The organism is Methanoregula sp., from assembly GCA_041645435.1.
In the GTDB taxonomy this organism is placed as follows: domain Archaea; phylum Halobacteriota; class Methanomicrobia; order Methanomicrobiales; family Methanospirillaceae; genus Methanoregula.
Map to the genome: position 1 here is coordinate 518410 of JBAZQB010000002.1, position 14716 is coordinate 533125.

Here is a 14716-nt window from a genome sequence, read left to right on the forward strand (position 1 = left end):
ATGATTACTCAAACAGTCTTTTTTATAAACTGTACCATAATATTGGCATCCGGAGTATAAGAGTTTCTGCATTGCCGGATTACAGAAAGTATTGTTTTGTCAGATTACTGTAACTCTTCTCTTCGCCGGAACATATCCCTTGGGACTAGTATCTCGAACCGCGCACCTTTCCCCGGTTCCCCGGTCTCCCGTATCGTAATACCGGTAATTGAGAGGATCTCACGGATTAAAAAGAGTCCGAGACCGGAATCTATGCCAAAACCCTTCCTGAATATATGTTCCTTATTCTGCTGCGCAATGCCAATCCCGTTGTCCTCGCAGGAAATAATCAGGTCATCGCCTTTCCTGGAACAGGAAATGGTTATCCGTGTTACATGCTCTCCGTGCCGGAGTGCATTGTTGATCAGGTTATAGAACACTTTGCCTATCATGGCATCGGTAAAGATCTCCACAGCGTTACAATCCACCTGAACAGTAACGTCAGGCGAATCAAGCTGGTCTGCAGCGCTCCGGGCAATCGCCCCGACCTCATACCATGCCGGTGCCTGGGAACCAATCTCCTGGTAATCCCTGGTAAACTCGATCTGGTCCTGAATTGCCATGGATGTCCGTTCCAGGTGCTCAAGGGATTCCCTGAGTCGTGGTTCATTCGAGAGATCCTTTGCAAGATCGATCTCTGCCAGCAGGGCAAAGATCCGGTTTGAGATATCATGTCTTGTGATCTGCGAGAGGAGGGACAGTTTATTATTCGCACTGCCAAGCGCCAGTTCCACCCTGCGGCGTTTCTCTATGTCTTCAGTCATGTGCAGGTTGGCTTCAGAGAGCTCGCGGGTTCTTTTTGCGATCCGCTCCTCCAGGCCGATAGTGAGTTCTTCAAGGTTCTTCTGAGCTTTACGCCGCTCGATCACTTCGGCTTCCAGAAGTACGTAATTGCAGCGGATCTCCCAGACAAGAAGCGAGACAATTGCGATCATCAGGATAAAGATCGCACGGTTCGAAGGGTCAGAAGGATCCTGTCGATACATGCCTGAGATCAGGCTGCTTCCCAGGATGGCTCCCGTGATCAGAAACGCAACGACAAACGGGGCATAGCGCCAGGAGAGCCACACCGACATCAGAAGTGGCACGAAATAGAGAATCCAGATGACAAAACCAAGGGGAAGGAAAATATCGGTAGTGAGGATTACGATCCCGAGACAGATCATCGCGATCTGTATGAATTGTTCCCCCACCTCCGGTATTTTTCCCAGATCTTTCATAAACAATCCCGGTGTTTTTTAATTACGATATGTCATGATGGTACTCCATACAATAAGTTCTTTCGCCGTGATATCAGGTATTGAATCAGTTATTCGCCCGGCACCTGATTAAAAAATGCCCCCTCCATTTGTCAGGGTTTACGTCAGTCTGCCTGTATGAGGTTTGGGGTAATACCAAACTTTATTTTGTGATGCATCCTTACAATCCCCTATGAAACCCGAGAGTGGTCTTGTTCTCTCTGCCCGGAAAGTGGAGTATCTGAAATACCTATTTTCCCGTGGCGGAACTGTCAGGACCAGCGAGATCGCGTCAGCATTCCATGTTGATCCTTCGACCATCACAAAGACCCTCGCTGAACTCACCGCGGGGGGTTATATCTCACATGTCCCCTATCACGGGGTCTGCCTGACGAACTCAGGAAGGCAACATGCGGAATTTCTTATAAAACGGCACAGGATTCTCAGCCTGGTCTTTGTCCGCAACGGGCTTTCCCATGAACTGGCCTGCCGGGAAGTCTCGCGATTCGAGAGTCTCGTGACTAAAGAAGCGATCGACACCATCTGCTGCGCAATGGGACATCCCCGGCTGGGTGTTTGCGGCGAGATCACGCATGATGACGGGTGTATGGGTGCCACGGGATCAGGAAACCGGGGCGTGAACTGATGAACAGCGGGAGAAAAAAACCATGAGTTCAACAATGATCTCGTCACATATCCCGGATCTTGACCTGATCACGGTTTATGCCCAGCGACAGGACACCTTCTTCTCCCGGGTGAGCCCGTGGACCTCGTTTGCCGGGCTCCTGCTCGTGATCCTGCTTATCACCCTCACCCGCAACCTGGTGATCTGTGGTGCATTGTATCTTGTAATCCTCGGGATGTATGCTGCTGCCGGCCTTCCGGTAAGAAAACTGTTCGCGTGGTATACCCTGCCGGTACTTTTTGTTCTCTCACTGGTCGGGATAATGGCGTGGACCGAACCGGGCACTCCCCTGTTCTCCTTGAATACCGGCCTCTGTACCCTCACTCTTACGGACAATGGTCTCATACTGGTAGTCACGCTGCTTCTCAAGGCGCTCATATCGGTCACGTACTCGCTCTTCTTTCTCATGACAACCCGGTACCAGCACTTCTCTGCCATGATCTACCGCCTTTTCCCTACGCCCCTTGACCAGATCTTTCTCATGGCCTACCGGTTCTTATTCCTCACGCTCTCGATGACCGGTTCGATCTTCAAGGCAGTGCGTTCGCGGGGGGGAGGGATCATCCACAGCATCAGGGTCCAGGGCCGGATATTTGCCGAAGTATTTGCCTTAGTCTTCATCCGGTCATTCGACCGTGCGGAGCGGGTGCACCAGGCCATGATCGCACGGGGCTATAACGGTAAGTACGAGGCGGGAACGGAGATTCCCCGGCCCGGCCTTTCCGGGTATTGTGTTATCGGAGCATTCACCGGTGTGATTGCCCTTGTTGTCCTTTTCGTGCCGAATACCGGGGGACTGCTGTAATGACCCTCGTTTATCGTGATCCCCATGCGCCTCACTGTCCTCCCATAGACAAGCAGCGTGAACTCATCCATGTCGACTGCGCAAGCCACACGTATCCTGACGGGAGTGTCGGTATCCACGACATGTGCTTTTACGTGCTCAGAGATGAGATTGTGGCACTTTGCGGTCCGAATGGTTCGGGAAAGTCCACCCTCCTTGAGCATCTGAACGGGCTTCTCACTCCCTCGGAAGGTGATGTCTGGGTAAATGGCAGGTCGATAACGCATGGAGAACGTTCCGATCTCTGGAAGGATGTCGGGGTCGTCTTCCAGCGTTCCGATGACCAGCTCTTTGCACCAACGGTACTTGACGACGTGATGTTTGGCCCGCTGAACCTTGGCATGTCTCATGCTGATGCGGAGGCGGCAGCGATGAGTGCCCTTGAAGGGGTGGGAGCTGCAGACCTTGTCCAGAAACTCCCCAATTACTTAAGCGGCGGGCAGAAGCGGCTGGTCTCCATTGCCGGTGTTCTTGCCATGAAACCGAAGATCATGGTCCTTGATGAACCTACCTCGGATCTGGATCCATTACACAGCGAACAGGTTGAGGCGCTGATTCTCCGGTTCAAACGGGATTACGGTATCAGTGTTGTCATTGCCACCCACGATCTCGACCTGGCTGCACGGATCGCCGACCGGGTCTGCCTGGTGAAAAACGGTTCGGTCTTTGCCGAGGGCACTCCTGATGAGGTGTTCTATAACCCTTCACTCATAAAAGAGGCCGGTCTCACCCTGCCGCACACGGTCAGGATATACCTCGAGTACTGTAAAGCCCGGGGAATAAAACCGGAACAACGACCCATACACCGGCACGAACTCATCCTTGCGTTGCAATCTTTACAGTCATGACATCGCATTACAAAATTTGGAGAGCACCCAAAATTTCCCTAATCTTTTTAAGGGCTTCCATCAATTATTTTCTCAACAGCCGGCGGGTATTCTCGACAGACCGGAAGGAGCTGACTAACCTTTAATGGCACACATTCATCTCGAAGACGGATCGTTTTCCCTGCTTTGGGTTGCAGTCTGGTGGACTGCTGCAATCATCCTGGCAGGTATGGCGATCTACCTGATGCGGTCCGAAAAGAAACCCGACCGGAGAAAGATCACCCTTGCGGCATTCTGCACGGCAGCGGCTTTTGCCATATTCCAGGTGAGCTTACCGATATTCGGTGGAGTCCATCTTAACCTGACACCCCTCATAGGCATTCTCGCCGGCCCGGCAGCGGGATCCCTCGTGGTGCTCATCATCAACATTCTTTCATCCGCGATCGGTCATGGCGGCTGGGGGCTTATAGGTGCAAATACCCTGGTCAACATTGTTGAAGTTTTTGTGGGGTACGCCTGTTTCCGCCTGCTGAAATCCACGATTCCCGATCTCTTCTCGCGGGCAGGTATTGCCACGATAGCCGGGTTGTTCTGCGGTAATATCGTGATGATCCTTATCGTTATCATTTCCGGTGTTCAGGGCGTGAACCAGGGCACCGGTCAGATCCTGACCGGGCTCTCACTGATTGCTGCGGTAAATATGGGCGTTGCGGTAATCGAAGCATTCATCACCGGTCTCATTGTCGCCTATATAGGTAAAATCCGGCCGGATCTGCTGATCGGTGAGCATCCATGATCGCATCGGGAGATACAAAAGGACGGCTTGTCTTTCTTATACTTCTCGTGCTTGTTGCAATAGTAGCGTTTGCCGCATACCAGCTCTCCGGGAATATGGGCATCGAAGAACGGTTCAACCATGCGGTAGGTCTGGAAAATCCCGGCAACGCAGATAGTGATGGGTGGTTCGGATTTGTACTTGAAGGCAGTCCCTTGCTCTATGCTATCGTGCTGGGTATCCTCGCTCTCGGGATTCTTTTCACCTATCGTTATTTTTGGTGTAAACCGTGATAGGGAACGTATCAGCGAAAATCTGTTGATCGGAGTTCTCTTTCCTTTTGGATAGAAAAAGAAAACTATTTCATTGATTAAAAAAAAACACCCAATATTAATGTTCTCCCTCCTGTATGTTGATGATGAAGAAGAACTGCTGGATCTTGGCAGGATCTACCTTGAACGGGGGGGAGAGTTTTCTGTTATTACCGCTGGTTCAGCGGTTAAGGGACTGGCTCATCTGACCTCACATCCAGTCGATCTTATCATTTCTGATTACCAGATGCCGGATGTTGATGGTCTTGCATTTCTCAAGATCGTGCGGGAAAAATATCCCGAGATCCCGTTCATTCTCTTTACCGGCAGGGGTCGTGAGGAAGTTGTCATTGAGGCAATCAATAACGGGGCGGATTTCTATCTCCAGAAAGGTGGCGATCCCAAATCCCAGTTTGCCGAGCTCAAACACAAGATACTCACCGCAATTGAACGCAGGAGCGCCATCAATGCGCTCAGGGAATCCCAGCAGCGTCTTTCCGATATCATCGACTTCCTCCCTGATGCCACGTTTGCGATTGACACAAGGGGCCATGTCATTGCCTGGAACAAGGCTATTGAAGAGATGACCGGTGTGCTGGCACCGGAGATTCTTGGCAAAGGTGACTATGCATATGCTCTGCCTTTTTATGAGACCCGGAGACCCCTGTTAATCGATCTGATCGTAAAACCTCCCGAAGAGATCGATCAGTTCAAGTACACTCTCATAAGCCAGGAAGGGGGTGTCCTGATCGCGGAGACCTCAGCAACACGGCCGAGGGGAAAATTCTGTACTGTTCTTGCGAAAGCTTCCCTTCTCTATGATAAAAACGGCAAAATTGCCGGCGCTATTGAGTCCATCCGGGATATCACTGAGAGTAAACATCTTGAACAAGCCCTGCGCAAGCGTGAAGCCGAACTCAACGGGATATTCTGGGCCACGCCTGCGGGGATTAGTACAATGGACGGCCGTATCTTCCGCAATGTCAATTCGTATCTTTGTACGATAATTGGCTATTCCCACAAAGAACTGATCGGTCAGAGTGCCCGGATACTGTACCCTTCGGATGCGGATTATGAGTACGTTTTTACTGAAATTGACCGGCAGCTCTCTCTCAATGGCGTCGGCACGATCGAAACCCGGTGGATACACAAAAACGGATCAATAAAAAATATCCTGCTGAGTTCAGCACCACTTGTTGCCGGGGATCTTTCAAATGGCGTGATCTTTTCTGCCATTGATATTACCGAACGTAAAATGGCCGAGTCTGAGCTTCTGGCAGCGTATGAAAAGAACAAGGGCCTGATGGATTCTGCAAACGATGCAATTTTTATTGCTGATATCGAGACGGGGATGCTCATTGATGCAAACAACAAGGCACAACAGCTGATTGGGCGGACACGACTGGAAATCCAGATGATGCATATAACTGCGCTCTATGCTGAAAAAGATAGGGAAATGTATCGTAATTTCTTCGATCAGCACGCCCACGAAGGATCCGGAGTTCACGAAGAGGTCGTTGTTGACCGGGATAGTCGCGAGATACCGGTCATTGTGAGCGCCACACGACTGGATATTGGTGGTCGGTCATGCCTGATGGGGATCTATCACGATGTTTCGGAAATGAAAAATGCACAGGATGCCCTCAGGTTAGCCAATAAAAAACTCAACATGCTGGCCGAGATTACAAGGCACGATATCAGGGATAAACTCTCTGTTATGGCAGGGTACCTTGATCTCCTGAGGGACCCCCCGCAAAAGATGCAGTATGCGATGTATATCTCCAAACTCAAACAGACCGTCAATACGATCAGTGAAAACATCGACTTTACCCAGTTATATGAAAATCTTGGCATCGCACCCCCGGTATGGCAGAATGTCCACGATCTTTTCTTTTCTACCTGTGCGCAGATCGATATAAAAAGAATCAGGGTCCAGTCCGATCTGGGCGGTCTTGAGATCTATGCAGATCCCCTGCTGGAACAGGTCTTTTTTGCCATGGTGGAAAACAGCCTGTTATACGGGGCCGGTGTATCCGTTATCCGCTTGTCTTTTAAAGAAACGCCGGAAGGCATCGTGCTCAGTATTGAGGATAACGGGATTGGGATTCCACCCCAGGATAAAGAGAGAATCTTTACCAAAGGGTTTGGTAAAAACTCCGGACTTGGCCTTTTTCTGGCACAGGAGATCCTCTCTATTACTTCAATTACCTTAAAAGAGACCGGGGAATACCACCACGGTGCACGGTTTGAATTTAAGGTCCCGCGGGGCAAGTTCCGGTACTCCCCCCATGCAAAGACCGATCGGTGCCATATCTTTACCAATGATCAGGCACCCCCCACCTCACTCCGGGATAAGATTTACAGTGGCCTGAATATTAAGAAACCCTGAGTGTATTTTTTCTGTCAGAAAAACGATCGAATACCCGACATGATCAGGGGTTTGAGCACGTTGATCATCGAGGGATTGAAGAGGAGTCTATTTACCAGCATTCCTGGCCGGTCCATATCCCCGTGCTCAATAATTGCAGAGAGAATGGATGGATCTTTGAGTGCCTGGACAAGCTGATCCATTTCATTATTGCTTATCTTCTGGCGCAGACCAAAGAGCCGGAACCCAAGCTCAAGTTCACGCCCGAAATCCGCCTGCCACCGCCGCTCGTATTCTGCAAGTGCGTTATCATCAAATATCCCCCGCTCACAACACCCGATGGCCACTGCCGCTGCGTGCCGGGCTGAACGGATGCCGGTATAGACTCCCCCCCCGCTCGTGGGCTTTGCAAATCCGGCTGCATCTCCTGTAAACAGGGTTTTTTGCCCGTAGGTTCTGGGCATCAGACCAAGCGGCAGGGTGCCGGTGACCAGATGGGTCGTGGCTGTGCCAAACTTTTTCATGAGGGCAGCAAACCGTTCCCTGACCTGCGTCTGCCCGCAGAGGCCCACCCGGATGCGCCCGGGGGCGGTGGGAATTGACCATGCGAAAAATTCCGGGGATGCATCCGGATAGATCTCCACAAACCGGGGATCGCAGTCATGCAGCACATCAGCCTGGATGCCGGAAAGGTACACCTTTGCCCTCTCCATACCATAATGCCGGGCTATCGTGCTTCTCGGGCCGTCGGCTGCGATAAGAATTTTAAATGAATGTTCCTCGTGCCCGTAAGCTCCCCGGGTGAGCACCGAATTTGCCCTTACGCCACAGACCCCGGTTTTTAACCGGAACTCTGCCCCTGCATCAGCCGCAGCTTCGGCCATCTCCCGGTCAACAGCAGCCCGGTCCACGACAACTGCCTTCTGGACTTTTGCATCGATAAGGAGCTCGCTGCCCTTACCGGAAATTATCCGGGCACCCGAGACACGGTTCATAACCGACCTGTCTGTGATCCTGCATTCGGCAAAGGCTGCATTCGAAAGAAGCCCCGCACACTGAACCGGGTGACCTATGGTGCCATGTTCTTCAATACAGAGGGTTGAGAGCCCTTGTGCTGCGCAGGTCTGGGCCGCAGCACTTCCTGCCGGACCGGCTCCGACAACGATAACATCGTAAGGCATAGGGGATCTTTCCTGGGTACAAAAAAAGAAGAAATACCTGTGGGGTGGTTATCTGTCCCCTGGTTTTTTAAGGGAGCATTCTTTCAGGTCCTGTCCGGGGGAATTATAGACTTCATCCTGGTAATACAATCCCAGCAGGATTGAAAAAAGACCAAAGACCAGTGCAAATGTACCAAGCACAGTCAGGAAGAGGTTTTTCATCACATCCGGGAAATACCAGATTAACACTCCCAGAAGCACCCCGCCGGCAATAAACATTCCCGGAATAAGGATATATTTTGTTTTTGGGTGGGTGAGTGCAAGGGTGATGTCAAAGAAACCCGAGTAAGCAGCGACACCAGCAATGAGCAGGAGGAAGATGATGGCAACAATGGCTGGTGCGAAAAAAGAGACCGCACCAACGACAAGAAGCACTGCAGAGAGGGTGAACCAGAACATCGAATCATCACTTTTCGATGTGATTGCAAGAAGCAGGAAACCTGCAATTCCTACAGCGAGCAATACCCAGAACAGGGCATAAAACGATGCGAGCGTGATATCCGGTACGATAATAGCCAAAATCCCAAAGATCATACCGATTATACCCTGGATAAGGCATGACAATTTCGTATCCATAATTTATCACCAGGTCAAAGGGACAGATGTCCCGAAGTCATTACCCTATATTAGGGTTCTGACTACAAAATCTATTCCACTCCAGCGCCGTTTTTTTTAAAAGGGTTTTACTCTCTCCCTATTCTGGTATTCCCATGCGAGAAATTATTCTCCGTTATTCGAAATCCTCTATTAATAAAGTGAAAAAAAATCATTCCTGACTCTGACCGAAATCAAAAAACCTGATGCCAAAGGCTTTTTCAATTACATACAGGATCCCAAAGAACAGGACTGCATACAGGACAAAACTGGCAATGAGTTTTACCCATCCGCTCAACCCGCTCGCTGTGATAATGATATTTGACAGGGAATCTGCAATGAGGATTGCACAGAGAATCCCGATAAAAAAAACCGCCCATTTCCTGACCGATGACATATTCATAATCAATATAGGATTCCGGAGTATTAAATATAAAATCCCCGTTTGTTTTTTTACGGGAATAAAATGAAATGGTTCCCCGGCTTGGCGCAGGGCATCCGTTCCGGTTTATCCCCTCGGTTTAACCCTGTCAAAAACACCATCCGATATCCTTGAAAGTCAGGTTATTCCGGTTTACGGGTTCGTATAATTTCGCCTGCTTTATCAGCATAACCGTATAATCCAAAAGACATGCCCGTGCATACACGTACCCTGATTTGCACCCTGCTCATTGCTGCATTCCTGTTCGCTGCGGGATGTACGCAGGAGGCATCGGACAGCCATGCGATATCCACCCCCTCACTTGCCGCACCCGTTCCCCCACTATCCGGCATCCCGGTTACTCCGGAAGAGGTCAAAGCGTTTGTTGACAGCGCCGCAACGTATGCCCGTCAAAGTGGAAAAACAGCGGCACTCGCGACATTCAATGATCCCAAAGGACCGTTTGTAAAAGGAAGTGTGTATGTCTATGCGCTGGATTATAACGGCATCACTCTCGCGCTTCCGTTCCAGCGGGATCTGGTGGGGCAGGATTTTTCCGCGTTGAGCGATGCGACCGGGCAGAAATTTGTACAAACCGAGATTAATCTTGCCAAAAATAACGGGGGCTTCCTGCTCTTCCAGTACCCAAACCCGGCGCACAACAATACGATTGAATCCAAGCTGAGCTATGTGAGGCCGGTGGATGATACCTACTGGATAGGAGCAGGAACCTACCTTGCCGGCAGCAGTGTGGAAGATGCCCGGGTAAAAACCTTTGTTGAAGGAGCAAAGGTATATGCACAGAAGCAGGGAAAAGAGCAGGCCCTTGCAGCATTCAACTGGCAGGATGGTGATTTCATCGATGATGATCTCTATATCTTTGCCTATGATTACTCGGGAACTGTCCTTGCCTGGCCGTACCGTCCCGACCAGATCGGAATAAACCGGATCAATGAGACGGATCTGCTGGGTAAAGAGCATATCAGAGAGATGGTGTCGACGGCAAAACGGGGCAACGGTACCGTGCTGTACTTCAGCGAAAACCCGTTTCACCACAATGCAACCGAGTTAAAAACCAGTTATGTGTTAGACATTGACGGGACCTGGTTTATCGGTGCGGGAACGTATCATGCACCGGGGGCTGTTACGCCGACACCTGCTCCCTCCCCCTCTCAATCATCCATCCGCACCCGTGACGATCTTGTTAAGTTTGTGCAGGACGCAAAGACGTACGCCCTGCTCCATGGCAGGGATCCGGCGCTGGTAGAGTTCAACAACAAAACCGGGCAATTCATTCACGGCGAATCGTATATCTTTGCCTATACTTACAATGGCACAACCCTTGCACTGCCGTTCCAGCCGGAACTGATCGGGACCAGCCGCTGGAGCAATACCGATCCTGATGGTGTCCGGTACATCCAGGAAATTGCCCGGACTGCACAGGGGGGGAGCGGTTTTGTCCAGTATAAGTATCCTGATCCCGCTGAAAATTTTTCAATGAAATCAAAGACCAGCTATGTCGTTGATGTCGATGGCAGCTGGTTTGTGGGTTCCGGGATGTATACCTGAGACGCATCTTTTTTTGAATAATCTGTCACTTTTCTTTTATTAGAATGACCGGATATTCATCAAAGGGCAGGAAACCTGAATTTTTTTCCACAAGATGTAATGTCTCAAAATGCTGAATATTCCGGTATGAAACGGATGATTTTTATCAGCATCCTCCTGGTTTTTTCCATCTGTATCAGCGGGTGTATCTCCCAAACCGCAATCCCGGTGCCCATGACTGGCCCGCCACCTCTTTCTCCCGGCGAATTGTCGGTTAATTCCGGTGGATCGGCACTGGCAATCGCATTTACAAGCGATGAGATCTCAACTGCCTCTCCCGAAGCAAAGGAACGGTTCATCAAAGGACTGACTTCCATGACACAATATGGCCGGTACAACGAGTCACTCCGGTATTTTGATGATGCACTCGCACTCGATCAGAATTTTACCGAAGCCTGGCTGGCGAAGGGAGTCGCCTTTCACAACATGAAACGCTATGATGATGCAATCCGGTGTTATGACAATGCACTGGCGATCAATCCCCTGGATGCAGGTATCTGGCACATGAAAGGAGTGACCCTCAATGATATGGGGAAACGTGTGGAATCTGCGGAATGCAACCGGAGAGCTGCTGAACTTGATCCCCGGTACGGTAACCGGTAGTATTTGTTAAGAGGCTGTTTTTCCCTCAGTTATCGAGAAGACCTGATCCTGCTGCTATTATCAGGACCCCGGTATCTGGACTGACAGGTGGGGGGGTACACCTGCCCTCACCATTATCCTATCCGAACATGCATCCCCTCATATTTTTTTTAGGTGAGTCTTCGTTTATTTCTCTGCACAAAAAATGAGCGGGATGTGATACCGGGTATCCAGGTTGCTTGCATCCGGCTTGTTGTCCGGTCTCACGAATTCATCTTTAGAATATGTTGCGCCGGGGTTGGGGGATCTCCGTAAAAACCATATTCGAGGTCATGAAGTAGGCTGCAAGGAATATGAGGAGAATGAGCGGGATTATGATGGCAATCGCAACAGCAAGAATCGCTTTTGAGGTACTGATCTCCTGGAGCTCGCGGATTCCCAGTATGCCAAGGACCAGTGACCAGAGGGTAAAGATGAACCCGATGAACGGAATCCACCCGAGAAGGAGTCGGGGTGTGTGACCATAGATCATCGCTTTAAAAGTCTGCATGATTCCCTTGCGCCCGCCTAAAAGATACACCCACAGGTGAACCCATGCGGCAAAGAGGAGTGTAACGATAAACCCGCCCGCCAGCACCATGAAAAAGACCATGACCGGAACTGCAATCCCAAATGGCATTCCGGCATACATCGGCATTTTCTCGATGCCAACTGCGGCGATAAATGCGGAGAAAATGGCATTGAGCAGGAGAAGTGCGGCAAAGTACGTGAACACAACCCCCGGTTCATCGTTGCGGGACTGCTGGAATGTTTCCACAGGACTTAAGAGAAATCCTTTCACCTTGTCAACAATCGTGTTAATCATACACCACAATGTTGTCATACGTGGCATATAAATAGACGAGCCCGTCCAACAAACCTTGAGAATACCCGGGCTGCCCGACAGCAAAATACGGTGGGATAATTGCGTTCCATCCCCGGCAGGATTGACGAAAGAGTGTTCTGATCGAAGAGGGGAAGTTTTCCCTCCTTTTTTGGCTCTGTTGAAATCCTTTTTTTCTCATTGCTTGTCTATTCTCTGCGGCTGATATGAGGATGACCCCCTCTCTCCCTCAGAGGGGGATGCAGCCCAAGGGGAGCATCCCCGCACCCTTGCACGGTTGAAGAACAGTCCTATGACTTCTTCTCCAAAGTCCGGGTTTGACCCGGACCCGCCAGAGACCTGAAAAGTTCTGTCAGGGAAACCTCCCCGCCCTCTGAAAAAACGTGAACCGTTCCGTAATAGTCCCTTCTTGAGCGGAAACGTTCATCCCATATCAATTCACATACCCATAAGAGTGTGATCCAAATTCCCCTCGCTGTCCCATGCTCCAGGCTCATTGTCTTTATCCGACCGACCCGGCCGGAAAACAGGATTCCCCTCACCGGAAGGATGCCCCTTGACCGGTGAAATGGATCTCAAACTGGAGGCGCTCTCGCAGTATATCGTCACGAGCCCGTCATGGGCCCGGTCGCTTACCCTAATCCTTATCCTATCAGGCTGCGTCGAGATCATGGCGATGCTGGGGAGCGGAAATTCTTTCACCCACCTCACTCTCTTCCCGATTACCTCCTATCTCATCCCGGCACTCGTTGCCCTTGCACTGACGCCCCGGCTGGCCCGGTGGTTCGGTGGAAAACTTACGTACGGCTGGTCAGGGCTCACTGCGGCCATCGGCCTTGTCATCTCGCTCTTCATCTCCCTCTCACCAATCCTGCTGGTCAGCTCCTCATTTCCTGTCTTCTTTGCGATATCGCTCGCTCTCGTCTTCACGTTCCGGATGCTTCTGTTAGCAGCAGTTGTCGATTTCCACCTGAGGCGGGTCGTGGTCCCGGCGCTCCTTCACTCCGGTATCGCTGTTGCGGGGGCGGCGCCGTTTCTCGGCCTGGAGTTCGTACAGCTCTCCATTCTCCTCCACATCAGCTTCGCACTCGGCGTCTTTGTCTTCATCAATGTGATTGAACGTCCGATGAAGGCCAATTTCCGGGTCGGCCCTCTCGAACTGGCCAATGCGTTCCTCGCCCACCTCTCCGAGGGCAGCCACAAGCTTGATGACTTCTTCCGGAGCATCGGCGAGAGCGTGGTCGTGCCCCAGGTCTCGCTTGTTATGCAGCGGGATGGAAAGGAAGAGATCTTCGTAACGGTCCCCAACGTACATCCCGGACCGCTTGGCGAGATAGGCGGGAGCAACCTGCCGAAGATCCTCCACGGTATGCTCGGCAGGGGATCCATGGTCTTCCACGGCTCGGCCTCACACGACTTTAACCCGGTTGATGAGGACGAGGTAAGAAAAGTGGGTGATGCGGTCCTGCAGGCCCGGCCGCTCTCGTGCACCAACGCCGGCTGCACAAAGTCGGGGAGGTACCGGTGCGGGTCGGTGGATGTGTTCGCCCAGGCATTCGGGGATACCGTCATCGCTGCTGCGACCCGTTCGCCGCTTGTCACCGAAGATCTCGACTTCGCTCTCGGGTTTGCGATCATGAAATCGGGAGAAAAATTTTTCCGCCACGTTGCCTTTGTCGATGCCCACAACTGCATGGATGCATTGGAGGACGGGGTTTATCCGGCAACGAAACTCGGAATGGAGTATATCGGTGCCGCAGAATCTGCGTTTGCTGCAACAGCACAGCAGGAACAGTTCCGGTTCTCTGCCGGCTACGCTGCACGGGCACTCCCGTTCTCACGGCAGGAAGGATTCGGCGACCTAGGCGTTCAGGTCCTTGTCGTGGACGCGGGCGGGCAGAAGACTGCGTACGTCCTTTTTGACGGCAATAACATGCAGACCGGTGCCCGGGACGAGATCCGGAGGAGGCTGCTTGCCCGCGTTGACGAATGCGAGGTTATGACAACCGATACCCACGTCGTCAACACGGTCTCCGGCAGGAACCAGGTGGGGCTCAGGATCAACGTGGATGCCTTTTACCCGGTTGTCGACGAGGCGGTCATGGAAGCCCTTGCCGATGCCGCTCCCGCCCGCACTGCAGGTGCAACCGCATGGTGCCATGGGATCGTGGTCTTTGGATCGCAGCGTATCTCCCAGATTGCGTCCACGGTCAACGGCATGATGGGGTTCATGCTTCCTGTTGCCGTCATCATCCTTCTGGGAGCATTCCTGACAACCGCGATGGCTTATTACCTGCTGGTGTATTAGGTTGGGATCTCCT

General features: G+C 51.4%; 14 protein-coding genes. 9 read left to right on the top strand and 5 right to left on the bottom strand.

The features are described from left to right. Nucleotides 1-104: 104 nt before the first annotated feature. Nucleotides 105-1259 carry a sensor histidine kinase gene (locus tag WC593_06150; protein ID MFA4824724.1) on the bottom strand — a complete coding sequence of 385 codons (1155 nt, stop codon included), beginning with the start codon at nucleotides 1257-1259 and terminating at the stop codon, nucleotides 105-107. A 211-nt stretch (nucleotides 1260-1470) separates the two neighbouring features. Between WC593_06150 and WC593_06155 the strand changes: the two genes are divergently transcribed. The 6 genes from WC593_06155 (at nucleotide 1471) to WC593_06180 (ending at nucleotide 7108) form a co-directional block, all read left to right on the top strand. Beyond that, the gene (locus WC593_06155) at nucleotides 1471-1923 is read left to right on the top strand and encodes a metal-dependent transcriptional regulator (protein MFA4824725.1); all 453 of its coding nucleotides are present in this window, start codon (nucleotides 1471-1473) and stop codon (nucleotides 1921-1923) included. Between the two features lie 22 nt (nucleotides 1924-1945). After that, nucleotides 1946-2767: an energy-coupling factor transporter transmembrane component T gene (locus tag WC593_06160; GenBank protein MFA4824726.1), complete on the top strand. Its 822-nt coding sequence runs from the start codon at nucleotides 1946-1948 to the stop codon at nucleotides 2765-2767. Then, the gene (locus WC593_06165) at nucleotides 2767-3654 is read left to right on the top strand and encodes an ATP-binding cassette domain-containing protein (protein ID MFA4824727.1); all 888 of its coding nucleotides are present in this window, start codon (nucleotides 2767-2769) and stop codon (nucleotides 3652-3654) included. Before WC593_06160 ends, WC593_06165 begins: the two co-directional genes overlap by 1 nt. Nucleotides 3655-3778: 124 nt before the next feature. Continuing rightward, entirely contained in the window at nucleotides 3779-4429 is a 651-nt protein-coding gene (locus tag WC593_06170) for an energy-coupling factor ABC transporter permease (GenBank protein MFA4824728.1), read from the top strand. Continuing rightward, on the top strand, nucleotides 4426-4701 hold the full coding sequence (locus tag WC593_06175) for a hypothetical protein (protein MFA4824729.1): 276 nt from the start codon (nucleotides 4426-4428) through the stop codon (nucleotides 4699-4701). Before WC593_06170 ends, WC593_06175 begins: the two co-directional genes overlap by 4 nt. A gap of 100 nt (nucleotides 4702-4801) precedes the next feature. Beyond that, nucleotides 4802-7108 (top strand): PAS domain S-box protein, encoded by a 2307-nt coding sequence (locus WC593_06180; GenBank protein ID MFA4824730.1) that lies wholly within the window; start codon nucleotides 4802-4804, stop codon nucleotides 7106-7108. 14 nt (nucleotides 7109-7122) lie between these two features. Here the strand turns inward: WC593_06180 and WC593_06185 are convergent, their stop codons facing one another. From WC593_06185 to WC593_06195, 3 genes are all read right to left on the bottom strand, one after another. Then, nucleotides 7123-8268 carry an NAD(P)/FAD-dependent oxidoreductase gene (locus WC593_06185; GenBank protein ID MFA4824731.1) on the bottom strand — a complete coding sequence of 382 codons (1146 nt, stop codon included), beginning with the start codon at nucleotides 8266-8268 and terminating at the stop codon, nucleotides 7123-7125. Nucleotides 8269-8316: 48 nt separating this feature from the next. Further along, nucleotides 8317-8883 carry a DUF308 domain-containing protein gene (locus tag WC593_06190; protein MFA4824732.1) on the bottom strand — a complete coding sequence of 189 codons (567 nt, stop codon included), beginning with the start codon at nucleotides 8881-8883 and terminating at the stop codon, nucleotides 8317-8319. Between the two features lie 190 nt (nucleotides 8884-9073). Then, nucleotides 9074-9304, bottom strand: a complete 231-nt coding sequence (locus WC593_06195) for a hypothetical protein (protein ID MFA4824733.1) — start codon at nucleotides 9302-9304, stop codon at nucleotides 9074-9076. 228 nt (nucleotides 9305-9532) lie between these two features. On the opposite strand from WC593_06195, the gene WC593_06200 reads away from it, so the two are divergent. Both WC593_06200 and WC593_06205 read left to right on the top strand, forming a co-directional pair. Further along, a complete protein-coding gene (locus WC593_06200; GenBank protein ID MFA4824734.1) occupies nucleotides 9533-10891 on the top strand; it encodes a cache domain-containing protein in 1359 nt (452 codons plus the stop codon). 126 nt (nucleotides 10892-11017) lie between these two features. Further along, a complete protein-coding gene (locus WC593_06205) occupies nucleotides 11018-11533 on the top strand; it encodes a tetratricopeptide repeat protein (protein MFA4824735.1) in 516 nt (171 codons plus the stop codon). Nucleotides 11534-11789: 256 nt separating this feature from the next. On the opposite strand, the gene WC593_06210 is transcribed toward WC593_06205, so the two are convergent. Further along, nucleotides 11790-12377, bottom strand: a complete 588-nt coding sequence (locus WC593_06210) for a Yip1 family protein (GenBank protein ID MFA4824736.1) — start codon at nucleotides 12375-12377, stop codon at nucleotides 11790-11792. A 574-nt stretch (nucleotides 12378-12951) separates the two neighbouring features. On the opposite strand from WC593_06210, the gene WC593_06215 reads away from it, so the two are divergent. Next, nucleotides 12952-14703, top strand: a complete 1752-nt coding sequence (locus WC593_06215) for a DUF2070 family protein (protein ID MFA4824737.1) — start codon at nucleotides 12952-12954, stop codon at nucleotides 14701-14703. The last annotated feature ends 13 nt before the right edge of the window (nucleotides 14704-14716 follow it).

What these genes read in the sequence shown, in the direction of transcription:
- WC593_06150 (MFA4824724.1), bottom strand. Translation starts at nt 1,259, where the DNA reads ATGAAAGATCTGGGAAAAATACCGGAGGTGGGGGAACAATTCATACAG.
- WC593_06155 (MFA4824725.1), top strand. Translation starts at nt 1,471, where the DNA reads ATGAAACCCGAGAGTGGTCTTGTTCTCTCTGCCCGGAAAGTGGAGTAT.
- WC593_06160 (MFA4824726.1), top strand. Translation starts at nt 1,946, where the DNA reads ATGAGTTCAACAATGATCTCGTCACATATCCCGGATCTTGACCTGATC.
- WC593_06165 (MFA4824727.1), top strand. Translation starts at nt 2,767, where the DNA reads ATGACCCTCGTTTATCGTGATCCCCATGCGCCTCACTGTCCTCCCATA.
- WC593_06170 (MFA4824728.1), top strand. Translation starts at nt 3,779, where the DNA reads ATGGCACACATTCATCTCGAAGACGGATCGTTTTCCCTGCTTTGGGTT.
- WC593_06175 (MFA4824729.1), top strand. Translation starts at nt 4,426, where the DNA reads ATGATCGCATCGGGAGATACAAAAGGACGGCTTGTCTTTCTTATACTT.
- WC593_06180 (MFA4824730.1), top strand. Translation starts at nt 4,802, where the DNA reads ATGTTCTCCCTCCTGTATGTTGATGATGAAGAAGAACTGCTGGATCTT.
- WC593_06185 (MFA4824731.1), bottom strand. Translation starts at nt 8,268, where the DNA reads ATGCCTTACGATGTTATCGTTGTCGGAGCCGGTCCGGCAGGAAGTGCT.
- WC593_06190 (MFA4824732.1), bottom strand. Translation starts at nt 8,883, where the DNA reads ATGGATACGAAATTGTCATGCCTTATCCAGGGTATAATCGGTATGATC.
- WC593_06195 (MFA4824733.1), bottom strand. Translation starts at nt 9,304, where the DNA reads ATGAATATGTCATCGGTCAGGAAATGGGCGGTTTTTTTTATCGGGATT.
- WC593_06200 (MFA4824734.1), top strand. Translation starts at nt 9,533, where the DNA reads ATGCCCGTGCATACACGTACCCTGATTTGCACCCTGCTCATTGCTGCA.
- WC593_06205 (MFA4824735.1), top strand. Translation starts at nt 11,018, where the DNA reads ATGAAACGGATGATTTTTATCAGCATCCTCCTGGTTTTTTCCATCTGT.
- WC593_06210 (MFA4824736.1), bottom strand. Translation starts at nt 12,377, where the DNA reads ATGATTAACACGATTGTTGACAAGGTGAAAGGATTTCTCTTAAGTCCT.